The organism is Scytonema sp. HK-05 (assembly GCF_963872035.1).
In the GTDB taxonomy this organism is placed as follows: domain Bacteria; phylum Cyanobacteriota; class Cyanobacteriia; order Cyanobacteriales; family Nostocaceae; genus Kalymmatonema.
In genome coordinates this window covers 16,854-34,257 of record NZ_CAWMYC010000158.1, presented here as the reverse complement: position 1 = coordinate 34,257, position 17,404 = coordinate 16,854, and the positions used below count along the sequence as shown (strand labels likewise).

The 17,404-nt window shown below is 44.4% G+C and carries 13 protein-coding genes; 7 read left to right on the top strand and 6 right to left on the bottom strand.

Annotated elements, in window-relative coordinates; genetic code table 11:
* Nucleotides 1–90: 90 nt before the first annotated feature.
* Together AACT52_RS36585 and AACT52_RS36580 are read right to left on the bottom strand one after the other, a co-directional pair.
* Nucleotides 91–2,991 carry a family 10 glycosylhydrolase gene (locus AACT52_RS36585; protein ID WP_073628395.1) on the bottom strand — a complete coding sequence of 967 codons (2,901 nt, stop codon included), beginning with the start codon at nucleotides 2,989–2,991 and terminating at the stop codon, nucleotides 91–93.
* Between the two features lie 115 nt (nucleotides 2,992–3,106).
* The gene (locus tag AACT52_RS36580; protein ID WP_073628393.1) at nucleotides 3,107–4,450 is read right to left on the bottom strand and encodes a TIGR03279 family radical SAM protein; all 1,344 of its coding nucleotides are present in this window, start codon (nucleotides 4,448–4,450) and stop codon (nucleotides 3,107–3,109) included.
* 388 nt (nucleotides 4,451–4,838) lie between these two features.
* Between AACT52_RS36580 and AACT52_RS36575 the strand changes: the two genes are divergently transcribed.
* Together AACT52_RS36575 and AACT52_RS36570 are read left to right on the top strand one after the other, a co-directional pair.
* The gene (locus tag AACT52_RS36575) at nucleotides 4,839–5,840 is read left to right on the top strand and encodes a FecCD family ABC transporter permease (RefSeq protein WP_073628391.1); all 1,002 of its coding nucleotides are present in this window, start codon (nucleotides 4,839–4,841) and stop codon (nucleotides 5,838–5,840) included.
* Between the two features lie 213 nt (nucleotides 5,841–6,053).
* Nucleotides 6,054–6,245, top strand: a complete 192-nt coding sequence (locus AACT52_RS36570; RefSeq protein WP_233153821.1) for a hypothetical protein — start codon at nucleotides 6,054–6,056, stop codon at nucleotides 6,243–6,245.
* A gap of 246 nt (nucleotides 6,246–6,491) precedes the next feature.
* On the opposite strand, the gene AACT52_RS36565 is transcribed toward AACT52_RS36570, so the two are convergent.
* Together AACT52_RS36565 and AACT52_RS36555 are read right to left on the bottom strand one after the other, a co-directional pair.
* The gene (locus AACT52_RS36565; RefSeq protein WP_073628389.1) at nucleotides 6,492–7,646 is read right to left on the bottom strand and encodes an SUMF1/EgtB/PvdO family nonheme iron enzyme; all 1,155 of its coding nucleotides are present in this window, start codon (nucleotides 7,644–7,646) and stop codon (nucleotides 6,492–6,494) included.
* A 713-nt stretch (nucleotides 7,647–8,359) separates the two neighbouring features.
* Entirely contained in the window at nucleotides 8,360–9,451 is a 1,092-nt protein-coding gene (locus AACT52_RS36555) for an effector-associated domain EAD1-containing protein (RefSeq protein WP_073628387.1), read from the bottom strand.
* A 224-nt stretch (nucleotides 9,452–9,675) separates the two neighbouring features.
* Between AACT52_RS36555 and AACT52_RS36550 the strand changes: the two genes are divergently transcribed.
* Together AACT52_RS36550 and AACT52_RS36545 are read left to right on the top strand one after the other, a co-directional pair.
* A complete protein-coding gene (locus AACT52_RS36550) occupies nucleotides 9,676–10,485 on the top strand; it encodes an ABC transporter ATP-binding protein (protein WP_073628385.1) in 810 nt (269 codons plus the stop codon).
* Nucleotides 10,478–11,395 carry an ABC transporter substrate-binding protein gene (locus AACT52_RS36545; RefSeq protein ID WP_443216607.1) on the top strand — a complete coding sequence of 306 codons (918 nt, stop codon included), beginning with the start codon at nucleotides 10,478–10,480 and terminating at the stop codon, nucleotides 11,393–11,395. Before AACT52_RS36550 ends, AACT52_RS36545 begins: the two co-directional genes overlap by 8 nt.
* A gap of 163 nt (nucleotides 11,396–11,558) precedes the next feature.
* Here AACT52_RS36545 and AACT52_RS36540 read toward each other — a convergent pair whose 3' ends face one another.
* On the bottom strand, nucleotides 11,559–12,521 hold the full coding sequence (locus tag AACT52_RS36540; RefSeq protein ID WP_073628384.1) for an undecaprenyl-diphosphate phosphatase: 963 nt from the start codon (nucleotides 12,519–12,521) through the stop codon (nucleotides 11,559–11,561).
* A gap of 171 nt (nucleotides 12,522–12,692) precedes the next feature.
* Nucleotides 12,693–13,643, bottom strand: a complete 951-nt coding sequence (locus tag AACT52_RS36535) for an undecaprenyl-diphosphate phosphatase (protein ID WP_073628383.1) — start codon at nucleotides 13,641–13,643, stop codon at nucleotides 12,693–12,695.
* Nucleotides 13,644–13,829: 186 nt separating this feature from the next.
* Here AACT52_RS36535 and AACT52_RS36530 point away from each other — a divergent pair, with 186 nt between their 5' ends.
* The 3 genes from AACT52_RS36530 (at nucleotide 13,830) to nadB (ending at nucleotide 17,265) form a co-directional block, all read left to right on the top strand.
* Nucleotides 13,830–14,570 carry a DUF3120 domain-containing protein gene (locus AACT52_RS36530; protein WP_073628382.1) on the top strand — a complete coding sequence of 247 codons (741 nt, stop codon included), beginning with the start codon at nucleotides 13,830–13,832 and terminating at the stop codon, nucleotides 14,568–14,570.
* 372 nt (nucleotides 14,571–14,942) lie between these two features.
* On the top strand, nucleotides 14,943–15,404 hold the full coding sequence (gene psbU / locus AACT52_RS36525) for a photosystem II complex extrinsic protein PsbU (protein ID WP_073628380.1): 462 nt from the start codon (nucleotides 14,943–14,945) through the stop codon (nucleotides 15,402–15,404).
* 187 nt (nucleotides 15,405–15,591) lie between these two features.
* Nucleotides 15,592–17,265, top strand: a complete 1,674-nt coding sequence (nadB, locus tag AACT52_RS36520; protein ID WP_073628378.1) for an L-aspartate oxidase — start codon at nucleotides 15,592–15,594, stop codon at nucleotides 17,263–17,265.
* Nucleotides 17,266–17,404: the final 139 nt, after the last annotated feature.

Genomic DNA, 17,404 nt, shown 5'->3' with positions numbered 1-17,404 from the left:
TTGTTCGGTCAGTTAGAAATCACTTCTTAGACAGACAGGATAAGCATTGCTGAGTTCCTAGCTGCGGTTTCTGAGTTCTGAGTTCTTGCACTAGGGATGCAACTGTACCCGTTCTCCGTAACGCAATAACTTTTCTATCGTGGCGAGACGATTTTCCCAAACTTTGACTTGATATGGATTTTCCAGAGCTTGTAGACGCATCCACACTCTAAATTGAGACTGTAACCTTAAAAGCGACGCTCTTGCTGTTACCAACTTAGTTTGATTTGGGTTAGTAGCCAGCTGATTTAAAGCATTTTCCACAACTTCTGCTTGGGAGTTAAAAGTTGAAAGCGTTGTGGAAGGTATTCGCAGCTTGTTGTTTTGCAATGCCAATTTCCACTCACTTTGTAGGGCTGTGTAACGGACAGCAGCAGTTTGAAAAGGTTTGCGGTGCGGAATCGGTTCTTTTTGTCCGGATTGAACGTTACCTTGAGTATTATTAAAGACTTTATTCAGGTCATTGGTGAAATTCTCTGCAGCAAACAAAGCGTAACCAATAACAGGCAAATCTCTCAGCAGTTGAATTTGATCAAATGCTCCGACTGTCTGCAAAGAAAGCAGGCGAATTCCTGGTACCAACAGCGAAGAACCCAGTTGTGTAGAAGATGTTATCCAAGGTTGTGCGAGTCGCTCAAAGCGCGGGGTATCCTGAGCATAAGTCATGGGGACAATTAAATCGATATCGCCACGTCTTGCCCAAACCTCCCAGTGTTGCTGTAGCTTCTGAATCCGTTCTTGTTCTGGAAGGGGAAAAACAGCAGCCGATAAAATCAAATTAGGTCGCTTTTTTCGCAGTTGCTGTGACACTTGAGCAACAAAGTTATCAATTTGCTGGGTACGGAATTCTGTCCACTTTTGCCACAGCTGTCGTTCTCTTGGAGAAATCCTCACTGGATCTACACCAGCGATTTGCTGAAACTGCTCTCTAGCCGCCTTGCCATAACCATAAATCCGGTTAGCGGCTGGGTCTTGGAAGGGATAGCGAATGTAATCTAGTTGTAGACCATCCACGTCATAACGGCTGACAATTTCCTCGTACAAACTCAGCAAGTACTGCCGCACTTGGGGATTTGCCGGGTCTAAGAATGGCTTGCTTTGTCCAGAAGGAACCATTTGACCGCGATTATCGTATCCTGCCCAATCAGGATAAGCAGCAAGCACTGGTCCTGGGTAGTTCGGATCTATATTGAGCAGTTCATTGTGTTTTCGATTGCCAGCAGCAAAAGCCCAAACCCAAGCGTGTAATTCTATACCTCGCTCGTGAGCTAACTTGACTCCAGATGCCAATGGGTCCCAACCGCGAACTAAAGGGTTTTGCTGGGGCGTAATTTTGCTGGGATAGATCGTGTAGCCAGCATTTACCGTTTCAAAAAATACTGTGTTAATTCCGGCTTGCGCTATGCGGTCAAAAATCAGAGCGAGTCCCTGCTCGTTTCTCGCACGGATAATCGTTCCCCGGTCGAGCCATATCGCCCTGATTTCTGGTTGCGCCAGTCTCCGATTCAAAGGAAATTGGTTCCATAAATTTGCTTTTGCTACCAACCATTGCTGACGAGCCTGAGCGTAATTTTTCTGTGCAATCAATTGGGGCAAGTTTTTCGCAACTTCGCGAGCAGCATCTAAAGCTTGCTCTACGTTCACAACTGCTCCTCCAGGTCTTGTTGAGGCAACTTGCGATTGTTGCGTCTTTGCTAACTGGGCGTTGTCGTCATTTTCAGAAAGAGCTCGTGCTGCTAAATTAGCACTCTCGACTCTACCAATAAGTTTTTCTAGCTCGTACTGCAGGGTGAGCGTTTCAGTTTGGCTAATTGGTGCTTGCGAGTTAGGGACAACATCGAAACGCACCGCTGTTTCAAGTTGGTCAATAGCCTCATCTGATTTTGGGGGTGTGACACTAGGAACAGGTCTGGGTAGAGGAGCTGTGGCAATCTTGGGAGATGGGGGAGATGAGGGGGATGAGGAAGATGAGGGGGATGAGGAGGATGAGGAAGATGAGGGAGATGAGGAAGATGAGGGGGATGAGGGAGTGCGGGAACTAGGGGTAGATGGGGAAGTGGAGGAAGTCTTTTCTCCCCCTGCTGACCTGCTGACCTGCTGACCTGCTGACCTGCTGACCTGCTGACCTGCTCTGGCTTGTCCTCTCGCCGGAGTTGCTGGTGCTTTCGCCACCACAGTGGTGGAGCAGGTTTGAGAACCTCCTGCTACTTTAGTTGGGGCAGTTGTGGGCTTTTTTACATATCGGTTGATGGTCGTCTGTAACCAAGCAGTATCTAACTGAGCTGGTGAAGCCGCATCTACACCCCAGCGCCAGCCAAAAAAGGTAGAACGCTCATTCGCTACCACTGCTGCTGGATTATCTTTGGAACCCCAAACAGCAGCAGCTTGAGTTGTGAAGTTATCAGGAATGACGACGCCACCGCGTACCTGACCAAAGAGTCCGTTTTGATTTGCCCATTCTAGGAATTTTGCTTTTGGTGATGGTTGTAGCTTTTGTGGACTATCAAGGCTGAATCCCCAATAGCCGCCTAGAAGAGTTCGCAGTAGCTGTCGCACTCCCGGCGCTGACAAACTCCCTACAGGACCGCTGGCAATTACGCGCCCTCCCTTGCTCATCCACTCTTCTAGGGCAATGGCTTGTGCGGGCGATAATAACTCGATATTTGGCAAAAATAAAACCACGCGATCGCCCCAATCTGCTGCATCCTTCACACTCGCTAGAGAAATCACGCAATACTTCACCCCACCCGCCTGCAAGCGGTTTGTGATTCCCGTCCACTGATTTGCATTTTCTTCGCTATGGACTATGCTCAATATCGGTTCTGAAGTTGCCGCGCTGGCTGGCAAAATGTTTAATAGATTAAATATTAAAAAATTAAAATTTAGAATTAATATTCCTGCTTTTTTAATTTTCAATTTTATTTTTTTACTTCGTCTTTTCTGATTTCTCACTCTTTACCCTCACCTTGAAAAATTCAAACTTCAAAATTCAAACTATGCCTACGGCACCCTGCGCGAACAAAAATAAATAACTTAATGATGAATTTTGAAATCAAACTATAAAATCTTAACTCTTGTCTCCGTTAAGTGGTTTGATGCACTTTTGAATGAATTCTTCTACTCCCGCTACTGGAAATATTTTTGTATCGAGCTTACAAGCCACATCCTCAACACTTATATCATCTAAAAATACCAATTCACCATGTTTTAGCATGACACTTGGCAGCAAAATTCCATCTCCCAAATCTTGCCCCTGTAATTTCAAAAGCAAATCATGACCAGTTAGCAAGCCAGTAACGGTAATACTTTGTCCCCAGTAATCGCTTGACAAAGCACACATTTTGATCTCTAAACCATCAACAGAATTCAATTGCTTCAAAATAGGTTGAAACGCTTGTTCTACTGCATTACCAACTATCCAAGTCAATTTTCTCGGCTGAACTTTTGGCGGTAGTAACTTGTTTGCTGTTTCGGCAAACTGCTTGAGAAACAAACGAATCGAACCGACACCGTTATCTATTTGAGGATAATCTTTGTATTCTGCTTCGGTTGGTAATTCCTCTCCAGCAATCAAAAACCACTCATCAGCTAGCCAAACACAGCTTTGTCCTTGTTTCTTTTGAAATTCCTGCTGTAGCGATCGCACCTGGGAAATGACTTCTCGTGCTTTTTCTCTGGTGACAGGCGTGAGTTCATCTTCTTGGGGACGAAACCGCGTTAAACCCACTGGTACCACTGCCACAGAGGCAACAGCAGGCACTTCTCCAGTATGAAAAGACGCTAAATCTCTTAACGTCCGTTCCAGATGAATGCCATCATTGATACCAGGACAAACTACGACTTGTGCGTGAATTTGCAGTCTCCTTTTTTGGAACCACTTGATTTGCTGCAAGATTTGTCCTGCACGAGAATTTTTCAGCAGTCTAATTCTAACATCGGGTTCCGTCGCATGAACCGACACATACAAAGGAGATAGCCGCATATTTTCAATTCGCTGCCATTCTCGTTCTGTTAAATTTGTGAGAGTTAAGTAGGAGCCATACAAAAAACTCAGGCGATAATCATCGTCCTTTAGGTACAAACTTGAGCGCTTACCTGGTGGTTGCTGATCAATAAAGCAAAACGGGCAACGGTTATTACACTGAATCAAACCATCAAATAGAGCTGTTTCAAACTCTAGCCCTAAGTCGTCGTCATAGTCTTTTTCAATTTCAAGATGATGAGTTTTGCCAGCAGCGTCTAAAACTTCTAGTTCTAGTACCTCATCAGCACACAAAAACTGATAATCTATCAAATCGCGAGGATGTGTACCGTTGATGCTGACAATTGCATCTCCCGGTTCAAATCCAATTTCTGCGGCGATGGACTCTGGTAGGACTTTTGTAATTCGGGCAGGACGAATGGTAGTCATAAGTTGTCAGTTATAATATACGGGCTATTTATTATGTATTAGTTAATATGCGATAATTAATCGTCTGGGAAGTTGTAGAGTCAAACGAGTGATACTCTACAAGCTTATAATTTATCGCTACTGATTTTAACTTACCTGGAATCAAAGTAATATTTATAATTTATCCAAGAGTCGATAATAGACTTTAATTGATTTAATAAAGAACAAAAATCAGTGTATTAACTTTATTTTGCATAAAATAGACCTCTTGCGGAATATAAGTTCTATCTGTGTCCATCTGTGTCCATCTGTGGTTAGTTATTCTTTTTTTTCGACTTTTGCAAGAAGTCTAATGAAATCTCTCTATGATTATCAACGTTTAAAGTCGTAACAGCAGTGTAGAGTTCGAGTGCCAAAAATAATCTCAAGCAACCGTGTACTGGTGGTAACTTTATTACTGAGTATCGCACTACTTTTTATGATAGGGATTTCCCTATCATTTGGAGCAGTAGCGATGACTCCAGCCCAATTATGGCAAGCAATACTGCGTAAAGGAGACACACTCACTCAAACGATTATCTGGGATTTACGACTACCGCGTACCCTAGCCGCAATGCTAGTCGGTGCAGCCTTAGGAATGTCTGGCGCACTGCTTCAGGGAATGCTACGAAACGGACTCGCAGATCCGTTCTTACTTGGTATTTCTGCTGGTGCAGGTTTGGTAGTTGTGCCAATAATCACCCTTGGGGTATTGCAGAGTTGGGTTCCTTTGGCTGCTTGGATTGGCAGTTTATTAACAACTATTTTCGTTTATTTTCTGGCTCGCAGTGCTGATGGTATTTCCATTGAACGGTTAATTTTGGGTGGAGTCGCAGTGAGTTCATTATTTGGGGCGATTCAATCGGTATTGTTGCTACTGGCAGACGATGGACGGGTGCAAGCGGCGTTAAATTGGTTAATTGGTAGTTTGAATGGAAGAGGATGGAATCTGGTAGCGATCGCCGGACCTTATATTTGTTTATCCTTACTGCTGGGGTGTCTGTTGGGGCGTAGTGTCAACTTGCTTAATTTGGGCGATGACTTGGCAGTTGGGTTAGGGGTTTCTTTAGTGCGATCGCGCATTTTTATTGGCGCTATTGCCACACTATTAACCGCAGGTGCTGTGAGTGTAGCAGGATTGATTGGCTTTGTCGGCTTAATCGTTCCCCACGCTATCCGCTTGTTTGTTGGCACAGATTATCGAGTTGTTTTGCCATTGAGTGCTGTTGGCGGTGCTTTCGTCCTCACAGGCGCTGATTTGCTCTCTCGCTTAGGCGCTGTAGAGTTACCAGTTGGTGCTGTCACCGCACTTTTTGGATCGCCTTTGTTTATCTGGTTGCTGTATCAACGCAAAGGAAATTTTAACAATTGATGTTTTTGGGAGACTGAAATTTTGCAAGAGTTGCAACAGTGAAGAGGCGAAGCCTCCAAACCCTCGTTACCAGGTTCAACCTGGTAACGAGATATTAGAGCCTCTGGCTCTTGTTGAGAATGGTGAGTCCAGAGAAAGCAGGCGGGCTTCGCCGTGAGGCTTCGACGGTGAGATCAGCCCAACCGCGCTCAGCGGCTCGAGTGAGCGGCTCGAGTGAGCCTTCGCCGAACTCCTCGCCGAACTCCGAACGGTTTCCCAACAGAGGGTATGAAAACGAGCGGTGTCATTTTAAGTGACCAAATCAAATCTCTAGATTGGAGAGCCAGAAAAATTCTGTTTGTAGAGAAAGCAGAACAACACTTAATTGAAGAAGTGCAAGCAAAAATCGAAGCACTGATTCTGTGATACTTCGACGCCACGGTAATAGTGCAAAAGTGTCAAGGGTTATTGAAGAGCGGCTGCTGTGATTGCTGTTATGACAATCTTATTAAAACTTGTGTTTTTGATATTTTAGAATTAAGATAAAGAGGATAGATTTATTTTTAGACAGTTTCTTCCTGAAAAAAATTTTATCTCGCTCCGCTCCGCTCCGCTTACACCAGAGAAAAGAAAAAAGAGTAAAGGGTAAAAGGGCAAAAGTATAAAGGGCTACTAAGTCCTCCCGAACGCGCAGACAACACGAAAACCAATAAGGTCGTCGTGGCTGTCGCGCTCCGCCCAAGAGTCGTAGAAGCGAAACGCGGAACGGCAGAGTACAGGAAGGTTGCCCCAGGAACCGCCCCGCAGTATGGGATTATCATTATCATTTATCCATGCACTGCCATCTTTGGGTGCTCCTTCATAGTTCTTATGCCAAGTATCAGCACACCATTCCCAGACATTGCCATGCAGATCGTATAAACCAAAGGCGTTTGGTGGAAACCTTCCTACGGTTGTGGTTTCTTCTCGATACTCTCCTTGGGGAGCATTTCCGTAAGTGGAGTTACCGCGATAATTTGCTAAATCAGTCGTTATCGTTTCACCAAAGTAAAAGGGTGTCGTTGTACCTGCACGACAAGCATATTCCCACTCCGCTTCGCTGGGTAACCGATAATCCCTTTGCGTTGTGACATTTATTGTAAAATTAAGTCTAGCACAGAATTCCAATGCATCATACCAAGAAATTTGCTCTACTGGTCGGTCATCTCCTTTAAAGTAAGACGGATTTGGTTTTAGTTCTTTGTTGACTTGAGGTAAAGCCGCTACGGCTCTCCATTGTGCTTGAGTAACGGGATATCTACCCATGAAGAAGGGTTGAACTGTGACTTCGTGTTGGGGACGTTCGTAATCGAAACTATCTTTCTCATTCTTTGGTGCGCCCATCATAAACGTGCCACCAGGAATCGCGACCATTTCTAGGGTGACTCCGTTTCCTAAGTCTTCCGTAAAGTATTGTGCTCGACATCTTTTGCGGCTAATTTTCCAACCTTGGGCATTCACCGTTACCACATCAAACTCAAAGGATTTTAAAAGTGGTTTATCACTAAGGTTGGAATAGATAGCGTTAATTTCTTGAGCGACTTTCTGCACATCAGGATTACCAGGTCGTTCATTCAACGCTCCCTTAATTAACTCTGGTATACGATTTTGGCGGTCAAGCTGGTCTATTAAGTTGAAAACAACTAAATTATAGTTGGAACCATCAGGAACTTCTGATTCGGGTATATCAAGTTCCATGCGTAGCATCATCACCAGTTCGTCGCGGTTCGGAAAGGCAGACTTGATTGCTTCTCTTATTTTCCTGATTGTTTCTCCAGACAAACTCATTAACGGCTACTCCATAGTTAGAAAAAATAAGATTTTTAACTCTCGTTCCCAGGCTCCAGCCTGGGAATGAAATTCGCTTAGGCTCTGCCTCTAGTAGCAAAAGGAGGCGGAGCCTCCATTGCTGCATTCCTTGCCAGAGACAAGGAACGAGACATGAGGGGTCAAACTGTCTCCCAATTCGCCAACAGAATCATTTATCACTCTCGTTCCCAGGCTCCAGCCAGGGAATGAAATTCGCTGTGGGCTGCTGCCTCTAGTAGCAAAAGAAGGCTCTGCCTCCATTGCTGCATTCCTTGCCAGAGACAAGGAACGAGACAACCTTTATCCCACGTTGATTTGACCCCACCCCCGTAAAGCTACGCTATGGCTAACGCCACGCTAGTCCCTAAGAGGGACGCTGCGCAAACGCTATCACGTCCCCTCCCCTTGGTAAGGGGAGGGGAGGTTTTGGCGCAAGACAAAACCGGGGTGGGGTAAGCGCGACAATTGTGGGCAAGCATAAAGCCACGATATGAAAACTGGTATATTCACCATATTGAAGGAACGAGACAACCTTTATCCCACGTTGATTTGACCCCACCCCCGTAAAGCTACGCTTCACGTCCCCTCCCCGCGAGCTCGGGGAGGGGAGGTTTTGGCGCAAGACAAAACCGGGGTGGGGTAAAGCGAGAATTGTGGGCAAGCATAAAGGCACGATATGAAAACTGCTATATTCACCATACTGGTTGACCACTTCGTAAATCTGCCAATAAACCTTGCTTCTCTAAACGTGAACAAATAGCACTGAAGGGAGTTCCCGCGTTGTAAGTTGGATTTCTCCAGTCGGGATCACCGCTATGATGCAGCGCTACTAAATTCCAGTTAATGTCAAAGCATGGAGAACCAGAGGAACCAGGCTGAGTATTAGTTTTATATTTAACAGTTGTGCCATTTTCATTGATGCCAATAATAGCATCTGTGTCAAACGCCAATTTTAATGGCTCGGCTTTTGGATGTTGCACTATTAATAATGGAGTCTCAGGCAAAAATTCATAAGGTTCGGTAGGTAACGAAATCCATCCTCGCTGTGGAGCATTTGGATCAGAGTTTTTCGCGATCGCTTCTTCTCCAGGAACTCCATCTACTCGGAGCAAGGCATAATCTAGTTCCTCAGGTGTTGGCAAAGTATTTTTGGCATAAGGACTTTTATCAATCAGCCAGTCGGACTCTACTAAGCGATACTCTGTACCTTTGTTGATTATTTTACCATCCACTAGTTGTTTATAGTCAAAACGCAGAATAACATTGCTGGCAGTTGCTTGTCCTGAATCCACAGATTCGATGACATGGTAATTGGTAATAACGACATTTGGTGCAATCAGAAAACCTGTTCCAAATTCTTTCGTATTATTGTTTTTGGTAATTTCTATCCTGCAGACTTGCGCCTCAATTGTGCCTAACTTTTCTCGCCATGTATTCACGTCTAGAAAACTATTCGTTTTCTTAATAATTTTCTCTAATGCGCCTCTTGCTGATAGCTGTGGTGGCATAGGAGTAGCAAGATTAAACTCTTGAGCAAAGACAAATAATGCTGAGTTTCCAGGATTTGACTCACGAGCACCTGCAATCAGTTTATCAACCCATCCCTCAGCTTCTGCTGCTTGAATTAATCTAAAGATAATTGCTTGCAAGTCATTGCCCATTGCTATTGCATTTAGGTTTTTTTCAAACTGGAATCTTACTACTTCAGCAAGTCTTTGCTGATCTGGAAATGCGTCAAGTAGAGCTTGTGTGAATTGTTTGTATTGCTGACCATTTAGTTTCATGGGTTGTTCTAGGCAAGTGCGGTTCTAGTTTGGATGTATGCAGTACAATTTTAGAACTCCATTCTTATACCATTTCACGTTAATCGCAATACATTTAAATTCTGTAGAGACGCGCCATGGCGCGTCTCTACACTACCGATTTGTATCATCTTTTTCGTAAAATGGTATTAACCCTTTTTCCAACTATTGTGTATTTTGACTTTTTTTATCTTTAACTTTCTTCAATGCCACTAGAAACACACAATCTCACCGGTGGATACGCAGGTAAACCGATTGTTCAAGAAATCACTCTCGCACTGCAAGCGGGAGAATGGCTGAGTCTAGTAGGTGCGAACGGTTCAGGAAAATCCACCCTCTTAAAACTCATGAGTCGCCTGCTGAAACCGCAAACAGGCGCTGTGCTACTCGATGGTAAAGCCATTCACACTCAAAAAGCTGCTGTTGTCGCCCAAAAACTGGCATTATTGCCGCAACAGCAAACGATACCTGCGGGGTTGACGGTGCGACAGTTGGTGTCTTTAGGACGCACACCCCATCAACCTTGGTGGCAATGGGAATTAAACCCCGAGGATAGAGATAAAGTAGAGAGAGCCTTACAGTTAACGCGGATGCAATCTTTGTGCGATCGCCCTGTAGAACAATTATCTGGTGGTGAGCGACAAAGAGCTTTTTTGGCGTTGGCTTTAGCGCAAGATCCGCAAGTTCTGCTGTTGGATGAACCGACGACTTATTTAGATATTCGCTACCAGTTACAGTTACTAGAACTGCTCAAACAGCTTAACCAAGAACAAGGCTTGTCAATTATCACAGTTTTGCATGATGTAAATTTGGCAGCAAGATATAGCTCTCGCATTGCACTGTTATACCAAAGTAAAATTTGGGCTGTAGGAGAACCAAGGATAGTTTTGACGCCTCTTAATTTGGCTAATGTTTTAGGCGTAGAAGTTGCTGTGTTGGAAACGCCTGTTGGTTTGCAAATTTGCTCCTTGGCTGCTATTGGTGATAACTACCAAGCTGCATCTAGCAATGAATAAAAATTATGGGGTAATTATGCAACGTCGTTTCATACTATTTGGGTTAATACTGTGGTTGACTTGGGGCATTTTTGCTTGCACAAGTCCAACAACTGAACAAGAAAAAAATACAGATGCAACTACTATCTCTACATTGCAGCAATCCCAACAGCCAGTCCAAAGAGTTGTCAGCCTCACATCTCTTTCGGCTGATATGATTTATCAACTGGATAGTACAAAACTAGTCGGTATATCTGGTAGCACTTTATTCAAAAATGACTCACGATTTAAAGATATTCCCCGTGTGAGTGAGGGGCAAGCAACACCAAATTTAGAGAAAATCGTAGCACTGAAACCAGATTTAGTGATTGGCGCTGAAGGTTTTTCTAATCTGACTACCGACAAACTTAAAGAGTTAGGTATAACAACTTTACTTACCAAAGTTGACAGTTGGGAAGGATTACAAGAGTTAACCAAAAGCCTGGCAAAAATTGTTGATGCAGACTCCACTCCATTATTAAACCGCTATCAAACTTTTGTGCCAGATAAGCCTGCTCAGAATCCTTCTACATTGGTGCTAGTTAGCCGTCAACCAATTTTGTCACCAAGCAAAAAAAGTTGGGCGGGAAATTTGCTAGAGAAATTTCAAGCAAAAAATCTCACAGCTGATTTACAAGGTAAAATGTCAGTACCAGGTTATGTGACGCTTTCTGCTGAAAAAGTTCTGGAAGCAAATCCAGATGTATTAATTGTTGTTAGTCCCCAACCAGGACTATTAAAATCTTTCAAGTCAGAGTCTTTTTGGAATCAACTCAAAGCTACGAAAAATAATCGAGTTTACGAATTTGACTATTACGGGCTTGTCAATCCTGGTAGTGTAGATGCGATTGAAAAAGCTTGTCAGCAATTAAAAGTAGCTTTATCAAGCTAGAAGTAAACAGTTAATATAGCGGGCTCAATTGAGTGCAATACATCAGGAGATAAGAACCACAGATGGACACAGATGGACACAGATAAATTATCTGCGTCCATCTACTTCGGCGTCCATCTGCGGTTTTAAAGAGCCAAAAATCAGATTTTCGTAAGAAATCTCATCAAATATTTTTCAATAATCCTGCTCCAATTGCGCCTAGGATAAGTACGCCAAACACCAATCGATACCAGATAAATACCCAAGTGCTTCGGTTTTTCAAAAAGCGCAACAACCCAGCGATCGCCATGTAAGAAAATATCGCAGATGAAACGACGCCAACTACCAGGGAAACTATCGCTGCATTCTCTAAGCCTTGTCCTAAAACATCTTTTAACTCAACTAACCCAGCTAAGGTAATGGCAGGGATACCTAGCAAAAAGGAAAATCTAGCTGCTGTTGCCCTTTCTAAACCAATAAATAATCCTGCTGTTAAGGTAGAACCGGAGCGCGAAACACCAGGAATTAATGCCATAGCTTGAGCTAACCCCATGAATATACCATCTGACATATTCAATTGGCTAAACTCTCGCTTTCGTGTGCCTAGTTTTTCTGCAACCCCCAATAACAGTGACATAAAAATTGAGGCACCTGCGATCGCTGCCAGACTCCGCAGGGGTGAATTATCAAAATCAGGAATGAATTTTTTGATTAGAAGTCCAAAAAAGACAATTGGCAAGGTTCCGATAAGAATTCCCAAGGTGACACGAAAGTCGTTGTCTTGGTAATCAGAACGCGCGATCGCTTTTGTTGTGCCTTGGGCAAGTTGTGTCAAATCGCTCCAGAAATACCACACCACAGCAGCAATACTTCCAAGCTGAATCACAGCGGTAAAAGTTACCCCCGGATCGCCCCATCCAAGCAGCACGGGCACAACCTTTAAGTGTGCTGTACTACTGATAGGCAGAAATTCTGTAGCTCCTTGCACAAAGCCTAAAACAAGAGCCTGGAAAATATTCATTTGTTGCACCCCATCTGCCCCTACATTGGGCTGGGTGGCAAAAACTTTTATCGGTACTGCGATAACCGAGATCATCGCCGATGCAGCACTTAAAAGCAAAAATAATTGACGTTTTGATAAAGCCATTCCTTTACCTATGCTCACTGTCTCTACAACCAAATACACAAACAGCCGACACACAAACCCGGAGGCAAAATAGCTTTTTTAGGAGTGCTAGGTGGTTAAACTCACGCATCGAGCTATGAGTCCACAGGCAGTAGTCCAAAGTTGTAACTGTAAAAAATATAATAATGGCTTCTAAGTATTTTTCAATAGCCCAGTTGCGATCGCACCCAGAATTGTAGCCCCAAATGCCAAGCGGTACCAGACAAATACGAAATTGTTATGGGTTTGAAGATATCGCAACAACCAGGCGATAGATATATAAGAAAATACAAACGCTGAAAATGTCCCAAAGGTTACCACTACCAAATCAATTTTGCCCAATGCCTCTTTCACAAATTCATATAAAGTGGCGATCATCAACGTTGGAATCCCCAACAGAAAGGAAAATCTGGCTGCTGTCTCCCTCTTAAGCCCCAAAAACAAAGCGGTTGTTAAAGTTGATCCAGAACGGGATACACCAGGTGCTAAAGACAGCATTTGGCCTAGCCCTATCAGCAGTCCATCTCGAATCTTCAAGTCTTGAAAGTCGCGCTTGCGCTTGCCAAATTTTTCCGCCACACCTAATAAAATTGCCATCACAATTGAATCAATGGCAATGGTGGTCATGCTGTTAATTACCGAATTTTCGTCATTAAGTGCCTTCTTCAGCAGAAAACCCCCGACTAAAGCTGGCAAGGTTCCTACTGCTATACCCACCAGCAATTGCCATTCGTCCCGCCGCCAGTCTTTTTGCTGAAAAGCCGCCCAGCCTCCTGTCAAAATTTGAGTGATATCTTTCCAAAAATATAGCAACACGGCAATCACACTGCCGAATTGAATCGTCGCCAGAAAAGCCTTTTGTCCCAGAAGTTCCCAACCTAATGCTTTGGTAAACACCTGCAAATGTGCCGTGCTACTGATGGGAAGAAATTCTGTTATCCCTTGGACAATCCCTAAGATAAACGCCTGAATCAGTTGCTGTATCAAATTCACTTCACCACTGGCTGTGGCGTTGTTCATTTCTCCCACTTGTGCCAGTTGTCCCCATACAGCATAAAGCAACCCGTAGCACTGTGTACTACCCGCTTCTAATATTGTCGTCATGACTCGGACTCTCAATATACTTGCGTAATTGTACTGGATTATCCAAATTTACGCTGTTTTCCTTGGTCTTTCCGGGTGGCACATAACACACTCTGAAATTAAGCTAAAATCAATATGCCCCTAGGGGGGATATTATGTTGTGATATCTTAAATAAAATAAAGTTAAGTAACAAATATTAAAAAACATTGGTTAACAATACTTTGTCTTCTTACGCTGCTTCTACCACTACGATCGCGCCAATTGAGCCAACGAAAAGCGCTGAGGTTCCTTTGTTATGGAAAGTCGCCTCTCAGCCAGCATGGTTAATATTTGCGGCGGCGGTATTTTTGGTGTCTGTGCCTGTGTTTATTGAAGCGCCACTGGTGCGATCGCTGCCGTGGTTCAGCTTAGCCCTAACAGCAGGCTGGGTATGGCTAAGTTTTAAATTAATGTCGCGTCCCTCTACTTATGTGTGGGGAGATTTGCTCTTAGGATTTAGTTGGAGTTGGTTAGCAGGCTCAATTTATTGGGGCTGGTTGCGCTGGGAACCGTTATGGCATTTACCTGTGGAGTCTATAGGTTTGCCATTCGCGTTGTGGTGTGTGTGTCGCAACTGGGGCAAGATAGGTAACTGGTTTTATTTAGGTTCTTTACTCGGTACAGCGTTGACTGATGTGTATTTTTACCTGGTAGATTTAATCCCCTATTGGCGGCAAATTATGCAGGTAGAATCAACGACTGAAGTGGCAGCAATTTTGCAAAGTGCCGTGACGCAAGTACAAACGCCTTGGGGACAAGTCTGGGCGCTGATTCTCGCCATAGCGTTGTTAACAATCGGAGTTTTACCTTTACCCAAGAAGCAGCGGCACTGGTACGCTTTTAGTGGAGCAGTTTTGAGTACTATTTTGGTAGACTGCCTATTTTTGCTAGCTGCAGTTCTAGCGTGAACATTTTACCGTCATTGTGTCAATTGTATGCACTACATGGTAGAGGCACAACGCAATGCGTTGTGCCCCGACTTTGACTGTGTTTAAACCTATGCGAGAGTAGGCACTTCTGCCACTGCAAAGAATTTTTGGCAAAAGTTACAGTCAAACCTAGTAGCGGTAAATATTGTGGATATTAATAAGCTGTATATTAGTTTCTGATACTGCTGTGTTGATTAAGCGATCGCCTATCAGCCAAAGCAGTTCTAAGTACAAAGTAGCGAGTAAAGAGTGGGATAATAAGTCGGTCTACTCCGCACTTAACACTCATTGCTCAGAACTTTATTTGCGCTGACTGCTTTTAGCTTAAGGGTTTTATTTCAATTAGAGTGGATGGAAAGAGGTGGAAAAATCGTGAAAGGATTGGTGCGTTTATTAACAGTGTTTAGTTTGTTGTTAGGATGCTTGGGATGGTTGGGAACCCCTCAAATCGCTCAAGCAGCTGACTTCAACTCAATTGCTTTTCGTTCAGTTCCAGTTCTGGCAGTTGAGGGAACTCAAACCTTCCGCAACCGTGCAGACGATAAACTGGCAGAGGTCTATGGTAAAAAAATTGATTTGAATAATACCAACGTGCGAGCTTTCCAAAAGTATCCAGGATTGTATCCCACTCTTGCAAGGACACTCATTAAGAATGCTCCTTACGACAAAGTAGAGGATGTGTTGGATATTCAAGGATTGAGCGAACGTCAAAAACAAGTTCTGCAAGCTAACCTAGACCACTTTACCGTGTCAGAAGTGGAATCAGTCTTCACCGAAGGAGACGACCGCTTTAACAACGGTATTTACAGATAATTGCACTTGCAGCTTATTCAGCCGCCCTAACCCACTCCTTTCTGGGAGTGGGAATTAGTTTATTCAGCAACAGGGAAAACCGGGACAAGAAAGACCAGGGGAGCAGGGGAGCAAAAACTTCCTCCACTTCCCTCACTCCCTCACTCCCTCACTCCCTCATCGCCCTCACTCCCCCCACCCCCCTGCTTTGCTTCAGATAGATATTCCTAGCCAATTTGATGTCATCGTTGTCGGTGCTGGTGCTGCTGGACTGTACACGGCACTATGCCTACCTGCGGAATTGCGAGTCGGCTTGATTACCAAAGAAACAGTTTCTCTTTCTGCTAGTGATTGGGCGCAGGGTGGCATTGCAGCAGCGATCGCAAAAGAAGATTCTCCTTCTTTACACGTTGAAGACACAATAGCCGCAGGTGTTGGCTTGTGCGATCGCCCTGCTGTCGAATTCCTTGCCAAACAAGCTCCTAGCTGCATTCAATCGCTTGTAAACTTGGGAGTAGCCTTTGACCGTCATGGCACCCAGTTAGCCTTAACCTTAGAAGCTGCTCATTCCCGCAACCGCGTTCTTCATGCCGCAGACACCACAGGCAGAGAAGTGATCACCACTCTCACCGCCCAAGTCCTGCGACGCCAAAATATTCAAGTCATTCAACAAGCTTTGGCGTTGGGTTTATGGCTAGAACCAGAAACACAGTCCGCTCAAGGAATTAGCCTGTTTTATCAAGGTCAAATCAGCCTCGTCAGAGCAAATGCTGTCGTTCTAGCGACAGGTGGCGGGGGTCAGGTGTTTGCCCAAAGTACAAACCCCGGTGTTAGCACAGGTGATGGAGTGGCGATCGCATGGCGTGCTGGGGCGATTCTCCGAGATTTGGAATTTGTGCAATTCCACCCCACTGCTTTGACAAAACCCGGTCGCTTTCTCATTAGTGAAGCTGTACGCGGCGAGGGCGCACACCTTGTCGATAATGAGGGGCGGCGTTTTACCTTTGACTATCACCCAGCAGGCGAACTTGCCCCCAGAGATGTCGTCAGCCGGGCAATCTTTAGTCACTTGCTACGCACTTCATCTGACCCTGCAACCGCTCATGTATGGTTAGATATGCGCCCCATCCCTGCTGAAAAAATTCGCCACCGTTTTCCCAACATCATCAAAGTTTGTCAACACTGGGGTGTGGATGTCTTCACAGAACCCGTTCCCGTCGCCCCTGCTGCTCATTACTGGATGGGTGGTATTGTTACCGATTTCATGAACCGGACAAACATTCCCGGTTTATACGCAGTCGGAGAAACCGCAAGTACTGGTGTGCATGGAGCAAATCGCCTTGCCAGCAATTCTCTGCTGGAATGTATCGTATTTGGCGCACAGATGGCTCATTTGCAGCCTCTAGATGTAACTACACCAGAAGACGTGCCAGTAGTTCCTAAGCGAGAATTTTCTGCCAATGTAGCCCAATGGCAACCTCAGCAAGAAAACTTAGAACGACTGCGAGAAAACATACCGCGTCTGGTTTGGCAAAGTGCTGGTATTTGCCGGGAGCAATCAGGCTTAGAAGCAGCGATATCAACCATTAAGTCCTGGCAGCAAGATTTTACTTCTTTGCCGATCAGTCAATTCTTGCTATCTGTACATCCTACAGAATCAGCTCGTTTGGACATACCTGATGTTGAACGACAATTGCGATTGTGGGCAGAAACCCGTAATTTATTGGATGTCGCTTTTTTAATTCTCAAAAGTGCTGCCTTTAGAACCGAAAGCCGGGGAGGGCATTACCGCTTAGATTACCCTCAACTAGACCCTAACTGGCAAGTCCACACACTTGTACAACAAAACAATTGGTGGAAATCTCCAGTGTTGAATCATTAGACCTCTTGCATTCATTCAAAAAATCGTGAATGTCATTAGTCGCGAAACGTAGTGTAGCGAGGAATCTCAGAGATGTTTCGCTCCGCTCAACATGACAATTCAACCATTTTTGCAAGAGGTCTATTAAAATTTTGAATCG